Origin of the sequence: Paenibacillus sp. MZ04-78.2 (assembly GCF_024213375.1) — a bacterium.
Lineage (GTDB): Bacteria > Bacillota > Bacilli > Paenibacillales > NBRC-103111 > Paenibacillus_G.
Window position 1 is genome coordinate 30,577 of the sequence record NZ_JANAVJ010000039.1, and the last position, 16,600, is coordinate 47,176.

Genomic DNA, 16,600 nt, shown 5'->3' on the forward strand with positions numbered 1-16,600 from the left:
TGTCTTGACATATCGCTGCCGCGGTCGTAATTATACAAAACCTTGCCGGGAGCAGCGGAAACCAAATCATTTCTAGGAGGCTTTCAACATGGTAAAAGTTGGTATTAACGGTTTTGGACGTATCGGTCGTAATGTATTCCGCGCAGCACTTGGCAATCCTGAGGTGGAAATCGTTGCTATCAACGACTTGACGGATGTAACAACGTTGGCTCACCTGCTCAAGTACGACACGACTCACGGTCGTCTGAACGCTACGGTGGAAGCTACCGAAGGTGCGCTCATCGTGAACGGCAAAACCATTAAAGTATTCGCCGAGCGCAATCCGGAAAACCTGCCTTGGGCTGCAAACGGCGTTGAAATCGTTGTTGAATCCACAGGGATCTTTACCTCAAAAGAGAAAGCCGAGCTTCACCTGAAAGGCGGAGCGAAAAAAGTTATCATCTCCGCGCCTGCAACGAACGAAGATATCACGATCGTTATGGGCGTTAACGAAGATAAATACGATCCGGCTCAACATACGATCATCTCGAACGCATCCTGCACAACGAACTGCTTGGCTCCTTTCGCGAAAGTGATTAACGATAAATTCGGTATCGTGAAAGGCATGATGACAACGGTTCACTCCTACACGAACGACCAGCAAGTGCTCGACCTGCCGCATAAAGACCTGCGCCGCGCTCGTGCAGCCGCTGAAAACATCATTCCTTCGACGACGGGCGCTGCGAAAGCTGTTTCCCTCGTGCTGCCGGAGCTGAAAGGCAAGCTGAACGGTATGGCGATGCGCGTTCCTACGCCGAACGTATCGGTTACGGACCTCGTTGTTGAGCTAAGCAAAAACGTAACGGTGGACGAAGTGAACGGCGCTCTGAAAGAAGCCGCTAACGGTCCGCTGAAAGGCATCCTGAACTACTCCGAAGAGCCGCTCGTATCCAGCGATTACAACGGTGATCCGGCTTCTTCCACGATCGATGCGCTGTCCACGATGGTTGTCGGCGACAACATGGTGAAAGTGGTATCTTGGTACGACAACGAGTGGGGCTACTCCAACCGTGTCATCGATCTGGCAAGCTTTATCGCGAAAAAAGGTCTGTAATGGTAAAATTGTGGTGATGTTCTGAAAACCTGCTTGAAAGACAGCTCGCTTATTGTACGCAATGGGATGTGTCTCCGGGTTCTGTTGATTCAAAGGAACCGCGCTTGCACTCTACGACACATCCCATTTGTGCTCGCGCGAGCTGCCTTTCAATAGTGGAAACAGGTACATTCCCACAATTTTTGTATGTGGGTAGGAAAGACAAAACCGCTGGGAGGCATGGAAGATGAATAAGAAAAGCGTTCGTGACGTAGAAGTTAGCGGTAAGCGCGTATTTGTCCGGGTCGATTTCAACGTGCCGCTGGAGAACGGGAAAATTACTGACGATACGCGGATTCGCGAAACGCTGCCGACGATCAAGTATTTGACGGATCGCGGAGCGAAAGTCATTCTGGCCAGCCATTTGGGTCGTCCGAAGGGACAAGTCGTTGAAGACATGCGGCTGACTCCGGCTGCATCACGCTTGTCCGAGCTGCTCGGCAAGCCGGTTGCGAAGGCGGACGAAGCGATTGGCGACGCGGTCAAAGCGCAAATTGCCAAGCTGAACGACGGCGACGTGCTGCTGCTTGAGAACGTGCGCTTCTATGCAGGCGAAGAGAAGAACGATCCGGAGCTGGCGAAAGCTTTTGCCGAGCTGGCGGATCTGTACGTCAACGACGCATTCGGCGCCGCGCACCGGGCTCATGCTTCCACGGAAGGCATCGCGCATCATCTGCCGGCCGTATCCGGATTGCTGATGGAAAAAGAACTCGACGTTCTCGGCAAAGCGCTCAACAACCCGGAACGTCCGTTTACCGCGATTGTCGGCGGAGCGAAGGTCAAAGACAAAATCGCCGTCATCGAGAAGCTGATCGAGATCGCGGACAACATCATCATCGGAGGCGGGCTGTCCTACACCTTCTTCAAAGCGAAAGGCTACGAGATCGGCAAATCCCTCGTGGACAACGACCGTCTGGAGCTGGTGCAGGAATTTGAGCGCAAAGCGAAGGAAAAAGGCGTGAACTTCCTGCTGCCGGTTGATGTTGTTGTCGGTGACGATTTCAGCGCTTCGGCGAATACGAAAATTGTAAATGTCGACCAAATTCCGGCGGATTGGGAAGGCTTCGACATCGGACCGAAAACCCGCGAGCTGTTCGCCAAAACGATTGCGGAATCCAAGCTGGTCGTATGGAACGGACCGATGGGCGTATTCGAATTGAAGCCGTTCGAAGATGGAACGAAAGCGGTAGCGGAAGCTTGCGCGGCGACGGCCGGTTATACGGTCATCGGCGGCGGCGACTCGGCGGCGGCTGTGGAGAAATTCCATCTCGGCGACAAAATGGATCACATCTCCACTGGCGGTGGAGCTTCTCTTGAATTTATGGAAGGCAAGGCGCTTCCAGGCGTCGTGGCTTTAAACGATAAGTAGGAGGCGGGGCATATGCGCAAACCAATCATTGCGGGCAACTGGAAAATGTTCAAAACGGTAGGGGAATCGCTGGCCTTTGTCAGCGAGGTGAAGGGCAAGGGCGAAGTAGCGGGCGTTGAAAGCGTCATTTGCGCGCCGTTCACGAACCTTCCGGCCTTGGTAGAAGCGGTGAAGGGCACGACGTTGAAGGTCGGTGCTCAAAACCTGCATTTCGAAGACAACGGCGCGTTTACGGGCGAGATCAGCGGCGTGATGCTGAAAGATCTCGGCGTAGAGTACGTGATCATCGGGCACTCCGAGCGCCGGGCTTATTTTGCCGAAACGGATGAAACAGTGAACAAAAAAGTGCATGCGGCGTTCAAGCACGGCTTGACTCCGATCGTATGCGTCGGCGAGAAGCTGGAAGAGCGCGAAGCGGGCCAAACGAAAAACGTATGCAAGGTGCAGACCGAAGCGGCATTTGCCGGTTTGAGCGCGGAGCAAGCGGCGAAAGTCGTCATCGCTTACGAGCCGATCTGGGCGATCGGAACGGGCAAATCGTCGACGGCGGCGGACGCGCAAGACGTGATCGGATACATCCGCGAGCTGGTTTCCGGCTTGTATGGAGCCGAGACGGCAGCAGCGGTGCGGATTCAATACGGCGGCAGCGTGAAGCCGAACAATATCGCCGAGTACATGCAGCAGCCGGACATCGACGGTGCGCTTGTAGGCGGAGCGAGTCTGGAGCCGGCATCCTACATCGATTTGATCAAGGGGGCCGAGTAAAATGGCCAGACCGAAACCGGTAGCACTGATTATTTTGGACGGCTTCGGCCTTCGTAACGATACACAGGGTAATGCGGTAGCGCAGGCGAGCAAGCCGAATTACGACCGGTATTGGAACCAGTTTCCCCATACGACGCTAACCGCTTGCGGCGAAGCGGTCGGGCTGCCGGAAGGGCAAATGGGCAACTCCGAAGTGGGCCATTTGAACATCGGCGCCGGACGGACCGTGTATCAGGACTTGACGCGGATTTCCAAGTCGATTCGCGAAGGCGAATTTTTCGAAAACGAAACGATACTCGGCGCTGTACGCCATGCCCGAGAGCACGGCAAGAAGCTTCATCTGTACGGTCTGCTGTCCGACGGCGGCGTACATAGCCATATCGCGCATCTGTTCGCACTGCTGGATGTGTGCAAGAAGGAAGACTTCCATGAAGTCTACATTCACGCGTTCCTGGACGGTCGCGATGTCGCGCCGGATAGCGCTGTGAATTATATAGAGCAATTGACAAACAAAATTGCGGAGCTCGGCGTCGGCCACATCGCTACGGTGCAAGGACGTTACTATGCGATGGACCGCGACAAGCGCTGGGAGCGTATAGAAAAGTCGTACCGCGCGATGGTATACGGGGAAGGACCAGCCTTCGAGGACCCGATGAGCGCTATCAAGGAATCGTACACCCGTTCCGTATACGACGAGTTCGTCATGCCGACGGTTATCGTGAAGAAGGACGGCACGCCTGTCGGTCTGGTAGAGTCCGGCGATTCGGTCGTGTTCTTCAATTTCCGGCCGGACCGGGCCATCCAGCTGTCGCAGGTATTCACGAACAGCGACTTCCGCGGCTTCGACCGCGGGGACAAGTGCCCGAAGGATTTGTACTATGTGTGCCTGACGCTCTTCAGTGAAACGGTGGGCGGTTACGTTGCGTATAAACCGAAGAATCTGGACAATACGCTCGGCGAGGTGCTGGTGCAGAACAACCTGAAGCAGCTCCGCATTGCCGAGACGGAAAAGTACCCGCACGTCACGTTCTTCTTCAGCGGCGGCCGCGACGTTGAGCTCCCGGGCGAAACGCGTATTCTCATCAGCTCCCCGAAGGTTGCGACGTATGACCTGAAGCCAGAGATGAGCGCTTACGAGGTAGCGGAAGCGGCGGTGAAGGAGATCGAGGCCGAGCGTCAGGACGTCATCATTCTAAACTTTGCCAACCCTGACATGGTCGGACACTCCGGTCTGCTGGAGCCGACGATTAAGGCGATCGAAGCGACGGACGAGTGCCTCGGCAAAGTCGTCGACGCCATTTTGGCGAAGGGCGGGGTCGCGCTGATTACGGCCGACCACGGCAACGCCGATATTGTGACGAATCCGGACGGTTCGCGCAATACCGCGCATACGACGAATCCGGTCCCTTTCATTATGACCGATAGTCATGCTACACTAAGAACCGATGGTATTTTGGCGGATATCGCCCCGACGATGCTTGAGCTTCTGGGCTTGACGCAGCCTGCGGAAATGACCGGTAAATCGATCGTTGCAACACGCAGTTAACCCTTGTGCAAATGGATTAAAAAAAGAGAAGGAGTGTTCTAGCAATGACTGTAATCTCCAATGTATACGCTCGTGAAGTGCTTGACTCCCGTGGTAACCCGACTGTTGAAGTGGAAGTGTATCTGGAATCCGGAGCGCGCGGCCGCGCTATCGTTCCATCCGGCGCATCGACCGGCGCTTACGAAGCCGTAGAGCTTCGCGACGGCGACAAAGGCCGTTACCTCGGTAAAGGCGTATTGAAAGCTGTAGAGAACGTCAACGACGTGATCGCGCCGGAAATCATCGGCATGAACGCCCTGGATCAAGTCGGCATCGACAAGCGTATGATCGAGCTGGACGGCACGCCGAACAAAGCGAAGCTTGGTGCCAACGCCATTCTCGCCGTATCCATGGCGGTAGCCCGCGCAGCGGCTGAAGCGCTGGATATCCCGCTGTACGTATACCTCGGCGGGTTCAACGCCAAGACGCTTCCGGTTCCGATGATGAACATCATCAACGGCGGCGCACATGCGGACAACAATGTGGACGTGCAGGAGTTTATGGTATTGCCGGTAGGCGCTCCGACCTTCAAAGAAGCGCTGCGTACGGGCACAGAAATTTTCCACAGCTTGAAAAACGTATTGAAAGAGCAGGGCTTGAACACGGCGGTAGGCGACGAGGGCGGCTTTGCTCCGAACCTGAGCTCCAACGAAGCGGCGATTCAAACGATCATCACGGCGATCGAGCGCGCAGGCTATAAGCCGGGCGTCGACGTATTCTTGGGCATGGACGTAGCTTCCACCGAGTTCTTCAAAGACGGCAAATACCATCTCGAAGGCGAAGGCAAGTCGTTCACTCCCGCCGAGTTTGTAGACTTCCTCGCTTCCTGGGTAGATAAATACCCGATCATCACGATCGAAGACGGTTGCTCCGAAGACGATTGGGAAGGCTGGAAGCTGCTCACTGAGAAGCTTGGCAACAAAGTGCAGCTCGTCGGCGACGACTTGTTCGTAACGAACACGAACCGTCTGTCCAAAGGCATCGAGCAAAATATCGGCAATTCCATCCTCGTCAAAGTGAACCAAATCGGTTCCTTGACCGAGACGTTCGATGCGATCGAAATGGCAAAACGCGCTGGCTATACGGCAGTGATTTCACACCGTTCCGGTGAAAGCGAAGACAGCACGATCGCCGATATCGCCGTAGCTACGAACGCAGGCCAAATCAAAACCGGTGCGCCTTCCCGTACCGACCGCGTGGCGAAGTACAACCAATTGCTCCGCATCGAGGATCAACTGGCAGGCGTCGCTCAATACGCAGGCAAATCTGCATTTTATAACCTGAAAAACTTCAAATAAGTTGCAGTTGTAAAGTACAGGGATTAATAATAAAATAGGTTTGAATTGCTTTCGACAACCGGAGTTGGAGATCCGTGTGTCTGCCGGAACATAGCACCATAGGCAGACATCATGGAAACGGCAACGGTTGTCGATTTTTGCACTCCAAACGCTGATACTTACCCGGAGGGGATCACATGAGTAATCTGATAAAGACCGTATTTTTCTTAATTTTATCGGCCTTTCTTACGCATTTGATTCCCTTCAGCGATTTTTTCCGCAATCTCGATACGACGATTCACGAGTTCGGCCATGCGATCGTGACGTTGGCGCTCTCCGGTAAAGTGATGTACATTGAGCTGTTCGCCAACCATAGCGGCGTGACGTATTCGCAGGTGACGAGCCGATGGAGTCTTCTTCCGATTGCGCTGGCCGGGTACACGACGGCATCGCTTTTTGCGCTCTTCATGTTCCGGATGTGGGCCGGCAACAAGCAGCGGCTCGGACTGCAGGTATTGACGGCGATCGCCATCGTGGCGCTTATCTTGTTCGTGCGCAACGAGTTCGGAGTCTTCTGGCTGCTCGGTTTCATTATCTTGAATACGATCATGCTGGCGTTTATGCCTCGCTGGCTCAACGACCTGTATTACTTGCTGCTGGCATTCCTTACGCTGGAAGAGTCGGTTTTCGGGCCGTTCTCGTTGATCCTGTATGCTTGGAACGATCCGGCGAAGGCGGGCGATGCGACGAACCTCAGTCTGGTGACTCCGATCCCGGCTATTGGGTGGGCGTTGCTGTTGACGCTGTTTTCCTTGTGGTGCGCGGTACGGGCGCTGAAGTGGTTTCTCAGCGGACGGAAATCGCCGCGATCGCCACGATCCTCGCGTCCTGGGTACCGTCAGCAATTCGGAGAATAAAGATTTTGTAAAATACGCATGGGACGATCCAACAGGATTTGTTAATGCGTATTTTTTGTGGTATACTAAGCATGCTGTCTATTTTCGGACAAGTCCGTTTATTTTTGCAGGAGGTGGAATCATGGAATTAGCATTGAAGATCATCCTGGTCATCGCTTCACTTGGCTTGATTGCGGCCGTTTTGCTGCAGCCGGGAAAAAGCGCAGGTTTGTCCGGTGCCATCTCCGGAGGGGCGGAGCATCTGTTCGGAAAGAAGAAGGCGCGGGGGATGGAACTGTTTTTGTCCCGTTTGACTATGGGTCTCGCCGTTGTATTCTTCGTCTTATCTTTGGTTGTGGCGTTCTTTGTAAGAGGCGCGTAAACATAAAAAGGCGACAGCAGGGGAATATTACTCCTGCTGTTTTTTTGTAGCTTTTCACATGGATAGATCTCGCGAGGGCCGCATGCTTCAGAGGCGGTCCGGTAAATCCCGAAGGCTGCGAGGCGGAGGCGGGGCGCTTGAAACGAGTATACACAACAACGGAGCCTTTTCGGCTGGAAGGTACCGGTGAGCGGGCTTCGACGCAGTTGCTGCTCATTCAGTGGTTTTACGGGTTCCCCGTCGGAGTTTCGGCGGCTTGGCTATGATTTGAACGATCTGGGCTATACTGTTAATACTATCCTGCTGCCGGGGCATGCCACGACGCCGGAGGATATGTATGATCCGTACCGGCCGGGATGATTGGTCCGGTCATGTGCTGCACAGCTATGATGCGATGGCTGCCAGGCGGGCTGGCGAGGGCAAAATTGTGGCGATCGGTCATTCTATGGGAGGGCTGCTGGCTTTGGAGCTGGCGATGAAGCGAAGGCTTGACGGCGTGGTTTCGCTGGCGGCGCCGATGTTTTTGTCCAGCCACAAAACCTCGCTGGCCCTGCTGATGCAGTGCTTTATCAAATACATCGAACGGAGGCCGACGGCGGCCGCGCATCTGATCGAGGAAGCCTGTACATATGACAAGACGACGGTCCGGTGCGTGGTCGATCTTCGGAAGCTGATGAAGCTCGTAAAGGCGGACTTGGACCAAGTGTAGGCGCTGTTATTTTGTCGGGCAGGGAGAAGAAGACGGGATGGCCCTTCCGAAAAGCGCAGAGTACATTTACCGGCATGTATCCTCGCGCGTCCGTCAAATCGAGTATTACCCCCATTCCTCTCATGGCTTGCTGCTTGATGAGTGGCGGGAACGGGTATACGAAGATATATCCCGTTTTTTGGCGAGGCTTGACCAGGTCGGGACATGGAAACAGGCGGTCGTGGAAATTCAGACATAGGTTATAGAAAGAAAAGGCAGGTGAGAACATTGATAACGCGTGAAGCTTTGCTAGATTTTATGAAAGAGACGGCTTATAAGCCGATGACGTATCATGAGCTGGAGCAGCACTTCGTGCTGGAGAGCGCGCAGGAATTCAAAGCGTTCCTGAAGCTGCTCAATGAGCTCGAGAATGAAGGACTTATTCTTCGTACGCGCAACGAACGGTACGGGGTGCCGGAGCGGATGAATCTGCTGCGCGGCAAGCTGCAGGCGCATGCCAAAGGCTTCGGCTTTCTCATACCCGACGACCGCGATCATCCGGACGTGTATATCCATGCCAACGATATGGGGACGGCGATGAACAGGGATATCGTGCTCGTGCGGATCACGTCCAAGAGTCCGTCCGGCGGCCGGATGGAGGGCGAAGTGGTAAGGGTGGTCAGCCGGGGCAATACGCAGATCGTCGGTCTGTTTCGGTCCCATGAGGAGTATGCGTTTGTCATTCCGGACGACAAGCGGGTGGTACGGGATATTTTTATTCCGAAGGAATCGTTCGGCGGCGCCATGGACGGGCACAAGGTCGTGGTGAAAATCGTATCGTACCCGGAAGGACGTGCGGCGGCGCAAGGCGCAGTGGTGGAGATTCTGGGTCATAAAAACGATCCGGGCGTGGATATTCTCTCGATTATCCGCAAGCACCAGCTGCCTGAAGCGTTCCCGGACGAGGTGATGGAAGAAGCGTCGGCTGTGCCGGACGTGATCTCGGAAGGGGATTTGAAGGGCCGCCGCGATTTGCGCGGGAAGCGTATCGTTACCATTGACGGAGAAGACGCCAAAGACTTGGACGATGCCGTCAACGTGGAGCGGCTGCCGAACGGCAACTATGTGCTCGGCGTGCATATCGCCGATGTCAGCTATTATGTGCGCGAAGGCTCGCCGCTGGACAATGAAGCGTACAATCGCGGGTGCAGCGTATACTTGGTGGACCGGGTCATTCCGATGCTTCCGCACCGGCTGTCCAACGGGATCTGCTCGCTGAATCCGCAGGTGGACCGGCTTACGATGTCTTGTGAGATGGAATTCGACGCGGATGCGAACGTGGTGCGCCACGATATTTTTACAAGCGTGATCAAGACAAGCGAGCGGATGACGTATACGAACGTCCGCAAGCTGCTGGCCGAGGAAGCGCCCGAGCCGGAGCTGCTGGAGAAATACGCGTACCTGTTGGAAGACTTCCGTTTAATGAAAGAGCTGGCGATGAAGCTGCGGTCGAAGCGGATGCGCCGCGGTGCGATCGACTTCGATTTTCAGGAATCGAAAATTTTGGTCGATGCGGACGGCAAGCCGACAGATATCGTGAAGCGGGACCGGACGATCGCCGAAATGATCATCGAGGAGTTCATGCTGGCAGCGAACGAGACGGTGGCGGAGCATTTTCATTGGATGAAGGCGCCGTTCCTGTACCGGATTCACGAGGACCCGGATGGAGAAAAGCTGCAGCATTTTATGGAGTTCATCACGAACTTCGGCTATGTTGTCCGGGGCAAAGGCAATTCGGTGCATCCGCGGGCGTTGCAGACGCTGCTTGAGGAAATTAAGGGAACGAAGGAAGAAACGGTCATCAGCACGGTGATGCTGCGCTCGATGAAGCAGGCGAAGTACGATTCGCAAAGCTTGGGCCACTACGGTCTGGCCGCGGAATTTTACTCGCACTTCACGTCGCCGATCCGGCGTTACCCGGATCTCATCATTCACCGCGTCATTCGCGAGGTGCTGGAAAGCGGAACGCTCAGCGAAGCGCGGCACGAGTACTTGACTTCGCGGATGGACGATATTGCGAAGCAATCGTCCGAGCGGGAGCGGGTGGCCGTCGATGCGGAGCGGGAGACGGAGGCGCTGAAGAAGGCCGAATTCATGCTCGACAAAGTCGGCGAGGAGTTTGGCGGCATTATCAGCAGCGTGACGAGCTTCGGGATGTTCGTGGAGCTGGAAAACACCGTGGAAGGGCTCATCCGTCTATCCGATTTGTCGGACGACTATTACCACTTCCACGACGCTCAGCACGTGCTTATCGGCGAGCGCACGTCCAAAATTTATCGCCTTGGCGATGAAGTGAAGGTACGTATCTCGCGGGTAAACATGGAGGAGCGTACCATCGATTTTGAGATGGTCGATATGAAGCCGCGGCCGCAGAAGATGAGCTTGGTCGACGCGCTGGATGCCGTGCGCAAGAACAAGCGCGCGGGCCGCGCAGGCAAAGCCGCCGCAGGCGGAGTCCGCGCGGGACGCAGCGAACGCGCCGGGAAGCGCGGCGCAGGCGGCAGCGGGCGCGGGAAAGGCCCGGCAGCGGCGAAGACGCGCGCGCTGGAGCCGGTGCGCACCGGCGAGGGCGCCACGGCGACCGGCCGCGCGGCAGGGCGCAAAAGCGCCAAAGCCGTGGGCAAGGCGGCCAAAGGCGGCGGCGTGGGCATCGGCTTCGCCAAGAAGAAGCGCAAAAAGACCGTCAAGCGCTAATTCCCCTTGATTTCCGGGGATGGAGTTGGTACAATGGACTCCATCCCTCTGTTTGGAAATCGGTATGGGAAGGAGCGGCTACGGGGCATGAGCAAAAAAAGCGATGGAAAAGTGCTGGCGCAGAACAAAAAAGCGTCTCACGATTATTTTATCGAGGATACTTACGAATGCGGCTTGGTGCTGACCGGGACGGAGATCAAATCGCTGCGGCTCGGACGAGCCAATATCGGCGATGCGTTCGCGACGATCCGCAACGGCGAAGCATTCGTGCACAATATGCACATCAGTCCGTTCGAGCAAGGCAACCGGTTTAACCCCAGCGATCCGACGCGGGCCCGCAAGCTTCTTCTCAAGAAAGTCGAGATTAACAAACTGCTGGGCCAATCGAAGCAGGAAGGTTATACGCTGGTGCCGCTCAAGGTATATGTGCGCAGCGGCTACGCGAAGCTGCTGCTCGGCTTGGGCAAAGGGAAGAAGCAATATGACAAACGCGATACGGAGGCGAAACGTGACGCTCAGCGGGATATTCAGCGGGCGCTGCGCGAGAAGCAGAAGGTCGCACGGTAACGTCTTGGCGGGAATACGCCAATATGTTTAAGTTTTGGTATCGCTTCCAACAACTCTCCCCTTCATTTTGCTCAAGGATATGTTATAATGAAGGAGCACTTGGGGAAGTGCACAGCTTTTATAGCAAAAGTCAGCAGAAGTTGTAGGTAAGTTTTATTTCATAACCTTTTTAATTAGGGTCTCCCCTCCTATGGGAGGCCCACCTATGCGGGGACGTTCTTGGATTCGACGGGGATAGTTCGAGCATGGGTTGCGGGTAGTGGGGACGCGTCCGCTTTATCAACGCTAAAGCCAATTAAATGGCAAACAACAACAATCCTACGCTTTCGCAGCTTAATAACCTGTGAGCGTGCTTCTACCCTGCATCGCCCATGTGCCGGGATAGGGGCTCAACTTTAGTGGGATACGCTGTCTAGTCTCCGCCTGCGGCTAGCTGAAGAAGACAATCAGGCTGACCCAACGCGTAGCCGGTTACGGGGCGACGCTCGGGTGACATCAAAACTGTGACTACACCCGTAGAAGCCTGTGTGGCGTTATCTTCGGACAGGGGTTCGACTCCCCTCGTCTCCATTAAGCAAATCCACAAAACGAAAAGGAGCTTTGCTACTGAAATGGTGGCGATGCTTCTTTTCTTTTTATATTATCTCAACTATCTGTATTTTAATAAGAGGTAAGGATATAATTAGATTAGACGAAGTTAAGTGGGGTGTAAAGGATGAATAAAATGAAGCAGTTATCCTTATTTGATGATATAGATGTTGTTGAAACGACTGATGATTCGAGTGAGACATTAATTACAGACCCATTCGATCCAGCTAAGATCGATATAACCCAAAAATCATTAACCATTGATTTATTAGTTAAAAGATTAAAAGAAAAAGAGATAAATTTATTGACTGATTTTCAACGTAAGGGTGGATTGTGGGATGATTCCCAACAGAGCAGACTAATCGAGTCACTAATAATTAGAATCCCTCTCCCAGCTTTTTATTTTGATGGTAGCAATGATAATAATTGGCTTATTGTCGATGGACTTCAGCGTCTTACAGCTTTAGAAAGATTTGTAATTGATCAGGAATTGAAACTTCACAATATGGAGTATGTAACCCAATTCGAAGGACTTCTATATAATGAGTTACCCAGACATATACAACGAAGAATTGAAGAAACTCAAATAATTGCGTTTGTAATCAATTATGGGACTCCACAAGAAGTAAAATATAACATTTTCAAGAGGATTAATACAGGAGGTGTTCCATTGACACCTCAGGAGATACGACATGCTTTAAATCAAGGAACTGCATCAACATTTCTAAAGAGTTTAGCTGAAAGCCGCGAGTTTTTAGAAGCGACATGTCATTCAGTTAAGACTGATAGAATGGAAGATCGTGATTTTGTACTAAGGTTTCTTGCATTTACTATGACTCCATATCCAAAATACTTTCCTGATCTTGAAAACTTTCTTAATTCTGCTATGAATACGCTTAATAAAAAGTCTGAGCAAGAATTAACCGAATTGCATAGCAAATTTAAAAAAGCAATGGTTAATTCATTAGCGATCTTTGGTGATGATGCTTTTAGAAGAAGATATAATGCTAAGGATAGCAGGAAACAGATGAACAAGGCGCTTTTTGATACTTGGTCAGTTAATCTAGGATTACTTAATGATGAACAAAGTGAAAAAATAGTAAGTGAACGTGAAACAGTAAAAGCAATGTTTATAAATCTAATGAAAGATAAGGAATTCGATGGATCAATCTCACAAGGTACTGGCGATCCTAGAAGGGTTCAGTATAGATTTTCAAAAGTAGAAAGGCTGATAAAGGAAGTGTTATCATGATAACAAAAATGCATTTACAAAACATAAAGTGTTTTCAAAATCAAGAAATAAATCTCAAGCCTTTAACACTATTGACAGGATTAAACGGGGCGGGAAAATCTACTGTAATTCAATCATTGCTTTTACTGAGACAATCTTTTTTACAAGGAACAATTTTCAATGAGGGTTTATCTTTAAATGGGGATCTGTTGTATGTAGGTACAGGACAAGATTTATTAAATGAAAATGCCGAAAAAGAAACAGTAAGTATTACGTTACAAAGTAATTCAGGAGAAGAGATTAACTGGACTTTTGGATATGAAAAATCCTCAGATGTATTACCGCTTATCTCTTCAAATTACAATAATCAACCTGTAGAGGTTTTTTCCGAAAGATTTCAGTATTTAAGTGCTGAAAGAATCGGTCCACGTACGTATTTTAATAGATCAAACTACAAAGTAAGGCAACAGAATAGTATAGGTATTAACGGAGAATATACAACACATTATCTATCGGTTTTTCAAAACGAAATTGTACAAAATAAACTTTTAATTCATCCTGATGGTGTTTCAGAAAGTTTAAAATCTCAAATTGATGCTTGGCTCAGTATAATTACACCTGGGACAAAAATTGTTATTGGTGACCATACTGAAATGGACATTTTAAGTTTGAGGTATAGATTTACTAGTGATAGAGATATAAGTAATTCATTTAGAGCAACAAATGTTGGTTTTGGTTTAACGTATATATTGCCTGTACTTGTTTCTTTGCTTGCTGCTAAACCGGGCACCATATTACTAATTGAAAATCCTGAAGCACACTTACACCCTAAAGGGCAGTCAATTATTGGGAAATTAATGGCTTTTGCTTCTATGGGAGGCGTCCAAATCATGACTGAGACACATAGTGATCATGTATTAAATGGAATTAGGTTAGCAGTTAAGGATGGCTACGTTGATCCAGGGAATGTATCGATTAATTTCTTTTGTAAACGAGATATTCAAGGTAAGTCATTTCACTCAATTGAAAATTTATTAATAGATAAAAATGGGCGAATTGATAACTGGCCAGAAGATTTCTTCGATGAATGGGATAAAAGCTTAGATCAATTACTCTTTTAATTCCGATTAACTAAGGAGAAAATTTTATTGTGGATTTAATCTTCAATGAATTATCATTATCAGAGCCTGTAAATAATCAAGTTCTTGCTCGGCAAAGGATGAATCAGTTTGTTTTATTAATCCAGCATTTGTTTAGTCTTGGGGTAAGCAAGGATTTAAGGGTGGCGGATGATTTTATTCATCTTTTTTTAGCAAATGAATATAAAATCGTTCAATGGTTAAATGACCACGATGTTGATATTGAGTTAAAGCGATTCTTTAAAGCTAGGATTTCAAGAAAACCATACATAGATGAGCATTACGAGTCAAGTCTTTACCAAAATTTTATTTCATCTGAATTTAAATACAAAGAAAAAGTATGTAAAGGTTTAGGGATAGCCCATTTAGTTGATGGAATCGCAATTAGTTTTTTCGAGGAAGAGTGGAATACTCATGCTTTGAATCTTACATTCATAGAGTTAAATACATTAGGCGAAATATTTGAAGAAATTATTGAAATTCGTCATATAAGTGATATTAAGCATCTCGATCCGCATAAGTTCTTTTTTGAAAATCGTAGTAAATTAGACTTTGGGATTCGGAATGGAGAAATAATTTGGAACTATTATTCCCCGCATTAATATTCTGCGAAAGAACTTTAGCCCAACTATTTGAATTTAATAAAGGCGAGCTAATTCTTAAACAGATAAGGAATAAGTTATGGGATTTAAATGATTACTTCATTAAATGGTCTGACGGTGGGTTTGATCCTCAGTTACTACCATTTAAAGTTACTCCGGAAAGTCAGAGAACTTTAAGTCATTGTAAAGAGGGGCATACCTTTTTATGCCCAGATGGAGAATATAAAACGTTTTCTTGGCATTTAAGAATGACTCCTGGTGCTGGTAGAATTTTTTTTATACCTGACGAAAAAACGAGAAAATGTATTATAGGACACATTGGAAATAAGTTAAAAACTATAAACGACCCAACATAAGTTGTTTCGAAAAATTGTGGATTTACCCAGCCACGGCTCGTCTCCATAAGTATTACCAGAAGGGATGTCCGCTGAGGGCATCCCCTTTGTTTTTCTTACTACGTTGAGGTTCCTGAGGCCTTGCTTTCAGGCTTCTGCTTATGGTATCCCATGCTGTGCAAAAGCTGAGGGTTGGGAGCTTCCTGATCCAATAGACTGAGAAAGGTCTGGAGCCTCATTAATGCTATACGGAGCCGAGTTGCGACAAGTTCTTCGGTGCGCCTAGGTAAGCTGGGTGCTTTCAGTAGGTGCAATTCCCACCCGAGCAAAGGGAAGAGCCGCCCTACCCGGAATCGAGTTCTTGTAGGGCACTCGTTCATTAGAATGAAGAAATATGCTGAATCATAGGGAATGGTGAAACAAGGATTCCAAAACTGGGATTTATGGCCTATAATACAACTAGGCATGTAGTGGGGGGCCTGGTGGCACGCCCTTCTTCTGTAGCGTGTAAAACTTAGTTGATCTTTTGATAGACTCATGATCATTCCATTGAGATTTAAGAAATTACTTGGAAAAGGTGGTTACTCCCATGTCTAATTTCGAGCAAATACCATTTGCAGCAGAATTCGCTGAAAATCCTGAACCAAGATGTCCTTGTATACTTCTCTTGGATACATCAGCCTCAATGAATGGTATCCCTATAAACGAGCTAAATAACGGGCTCATTGCATTCAAGGATGAGCTAATGGCAGATAGTATGGCAGTTAAAAGAGTTGAGGTGGCTGTGGTTGGATTTGGCCCTGTACAGGTCATATCGGATTTTCAAAGTCCTGACCTTTACTATCCACCTACGTTAATTGCCAACGGAAATACACCTATGGGCAGCGCAATAGAACAAGCAGTGAACATGTTGAACAATCGTAAAGAAGTATACAAACAAAATGGTGTATCGTACTATCGTCCGTGGATATTTCTAATTACAGACGGGGCTCCTACAGATAATTGGCAAAGGGCTGCTGCATTAGTAAAGGAAGGAGAAACAGCTAAGTCATTCATGTTTTTTGCTGTAGGTGTAGAAGACGCAGATATGAACACATTAAGACAAATTTCTACCAGAGAACCAATCAAGCTGAAAGGTTTGAGATTCCGAGACTTGTTCTCATGGTTGTCAAATTCACTGAGTTCAGTTTCTCATTCAGCACCAGGGGATCAGTGTAATGCTCCCCATTGTCAAGACACGATTTTTCGAGGGATAAGTTATGTCCTCCATTCTCGTAATCTATTAAATTA

The 16,600-nt window shown here is 49.8% G+C and carries 17 protein-coding genes and 1 other RNA gene; all 18 read left to right on the top strand.

The genetic code is table 11. The features are described from left to right. Positions 1–88 precede the first annotated feature (88 nt). Positions 89–1,093, top strand: coding sequence for a type I glyceraldehyde-3-phosphate dehydrogenase (gene gap / locus NLX71_RS21375; RefSeq protein WP_254365788.1), 1,005 nt, complete (start codon positions 89–91; stop codon positions 1,091–1,093). A 226-nt stretch (positions 1,094–1,319) separates the two neighbouring features. Next, positions 1,320–2,501, top strand: coding sequence for a phosphoglycerate kinase (locus tag NLX71_RS21380; RefSeq protein ID WP_254365789.1), 1,182 nt, complete (start codon positions 1,320–1,322; stop codon positions 2,499–2,501). A 12-nt stretch (positions 2,502–2,513) separates the two neighbouring features. Then, positions 2,514–3,266 carry a triose-phosphate isomerase gene (gene tpiA / locus NLX71_RS21385; protein ID WP_254365790.1) on the top strand — a complete coding sequence of 251 codons (753 nt, stop codon included), beginning with the start codon at positions 2,514–2,516 and terminating at the stop codon, positions 3,264–3,266. Between the two features lies 1 nt (position 3,267). Beyond that, the gene (gene gpmI / locus NLX71_RS21390) at positions 3,268–4,812 is read left to right on the top strand and encodes a 2,3-bisphosphoglycerate-independent phosphoglycerate mutase (RefSeq protein ID WP_254365791.1); all 1,545 of its coding nucleotides are present in this window, start codon (positions 3,268–3,270) and stop codon (positions 4,810–4,812) included. Positions 4,813–4,856: 44 nt separating this feature from the next. Beyond that, positions 4,857–6,149, top strand: coding sequence for a phosphopyruvate hydratase (gene eno / locus NLX71_RS21395; RefSeq protein ID WP_254365792.1), 1,293 nt, complete (start codon positions 4,857–4,859; stop codon positions 6,147–6,149). Positions 6,150–6,325: 176 nt separating this feature from the next. Further along, positions 6,326–7,045, top strand: a complete 720-nt coding sequence (locus tag NLX71_RS21400) for a M50 family metallopeptidase (RefSeq protein WP_254365793.1) — start codon at positions 6,326–6,328, stop codon at positions 7,043–7,045. A 121-nt stretch (positions 7,046–7,166) separates the two neighbouring features. Then, positions 7,167–7,406, top strand: coding sequence for a preprotein translocase subunit SecG (secG, locus tag NLX71_RS21405; protein WP_254365794.1), 240 nt, complete (start codon positions 7,167–7,169; stop codon positions 7,404–7,406). A gap of 137 nt (positions 7,407–7,543) precedes the next feature. Continuing rightward, positions 7,544–7,672, top strand: coding sequence for a hypothetical protein (locus tag NLX71_RS26690; RefSeq protein ID WP_302058383.1), 129 nt, complete (start codon positions 7,544–7,546; stop codon positions 7,670–7,672). Between the two features lie 71 nt (positions 7,673–7,743). Further along, complete coding sequence (locus tag NLX71_RS21410) at positions 7,744–8,115, top strand: alpha/beta hydrolase (protein ID WP_254365795.1); 372 nt, start codon at positions 7,744–7,746, stop codon at positions 8,113–8,115. A gap of 37 nt (positions 8,116–8,152) precedes the next feature. After that, positions 8,153–8,353 carry a hypothetical protein gene (locus tag NLX71_RS21415; protein ID WP_254365796.1) on the top strand — a complete coding sequence of 67 codons (201 nt, stop codon included), beginning with the start codon at positions 8,153–8,155 and terminating at the stop codon, positions 8,351–8,353. Between the two features lie 29 nt (positions 8,354–8,382). Continuing rightward, complete coding sequence (gene rnr, locus NLX71_RS21420; RefSeq protein ID WP_254365803.1) at positions 8,383–10,848, top strand: ribonuclease R; 2,466 nt, start codon at positions 8,383–8,385, stop codon at positions 10,846–10,848. Between the two features lie 87 nt (positions 10,849–10,935). Further along, positions 10,936–11,415 (top strand): SsrA-binding protein SmpB, encoded by a 480-nt coding sequence (smpB, locus tag NLX71_RS21425; RefSeq protein WP_254365797.1) that lies wholly within the window; start codon positions 10,936–10,938, stop codon positions 11,413–11,415. Positions 11,416–11,624: 209 nt separating this feature from the next. Beyond that, positions 11,625–11,988: a transfer-messenger RNA gene (gene ssrA, locus NLX71_RS21430) on the top strand. 142 nt (positions 11,989–12,130) lie between these two features. Next, positions 12,131–13,255, top strand: a complete 1,125-nt coding sequence (locus NLX71_RS21435) for a DUF262 domain-containing protein (protein ID WP_254365798.1) — start codon at positions 12,131–12,133, stop codon at positions 13,253–13,255. After that, positions 13,252–14,355 (top strand): DUF3696 domain-containing protein, encoded by a 1,104-nt coding sequence (locus NLX71_RS21440; protein ID WP_254365799.1) that lies wholly within the window; start codon positions 13,252–13,254, stop codon positions 14,353–14,355. Before NLX71_RS21435 ends, NLX71_RS21440 begins: the two co-directional genes overlap by 4 nt. Positions 14,356–14,384: 29 nt before the next feature. Then, positions 14,385–14,975: a hypothetical protein gene (locus NLX71_RS21445; RefSeq protein ID WP_254365800.1), complete on the top strand. Its 591-nt coding sequence runs from the start codon at positions 14,385–14,387 to the stop codon at positions 14,973–14,975. Next, positions 14,951–15,331 (top strand): hypothetical protein, encoded by a 381-nt coding sequence (locus tag NLX71_RS21450; RefSeq protein ID WP_254365801.1) that lies wholly within the window; start codon positions 14,951–14,953, stop codon positions 15,329–15,331. The genes NLX71_RS21445 and NLX71_RS21450 overlap by 25 nt, the downstream gene beginning before the upstream one ends. 568 nt (positions 15,332–15,899) lie before the next feature. Next, a partial coding sequence (locus NLX71_RS21455; RefSeq protein ID WP_254365802.1) for a vWA domain-containing protein occupies positions 15,900–16,600 on the top strand: 701 nt, incomplete at its 3' end.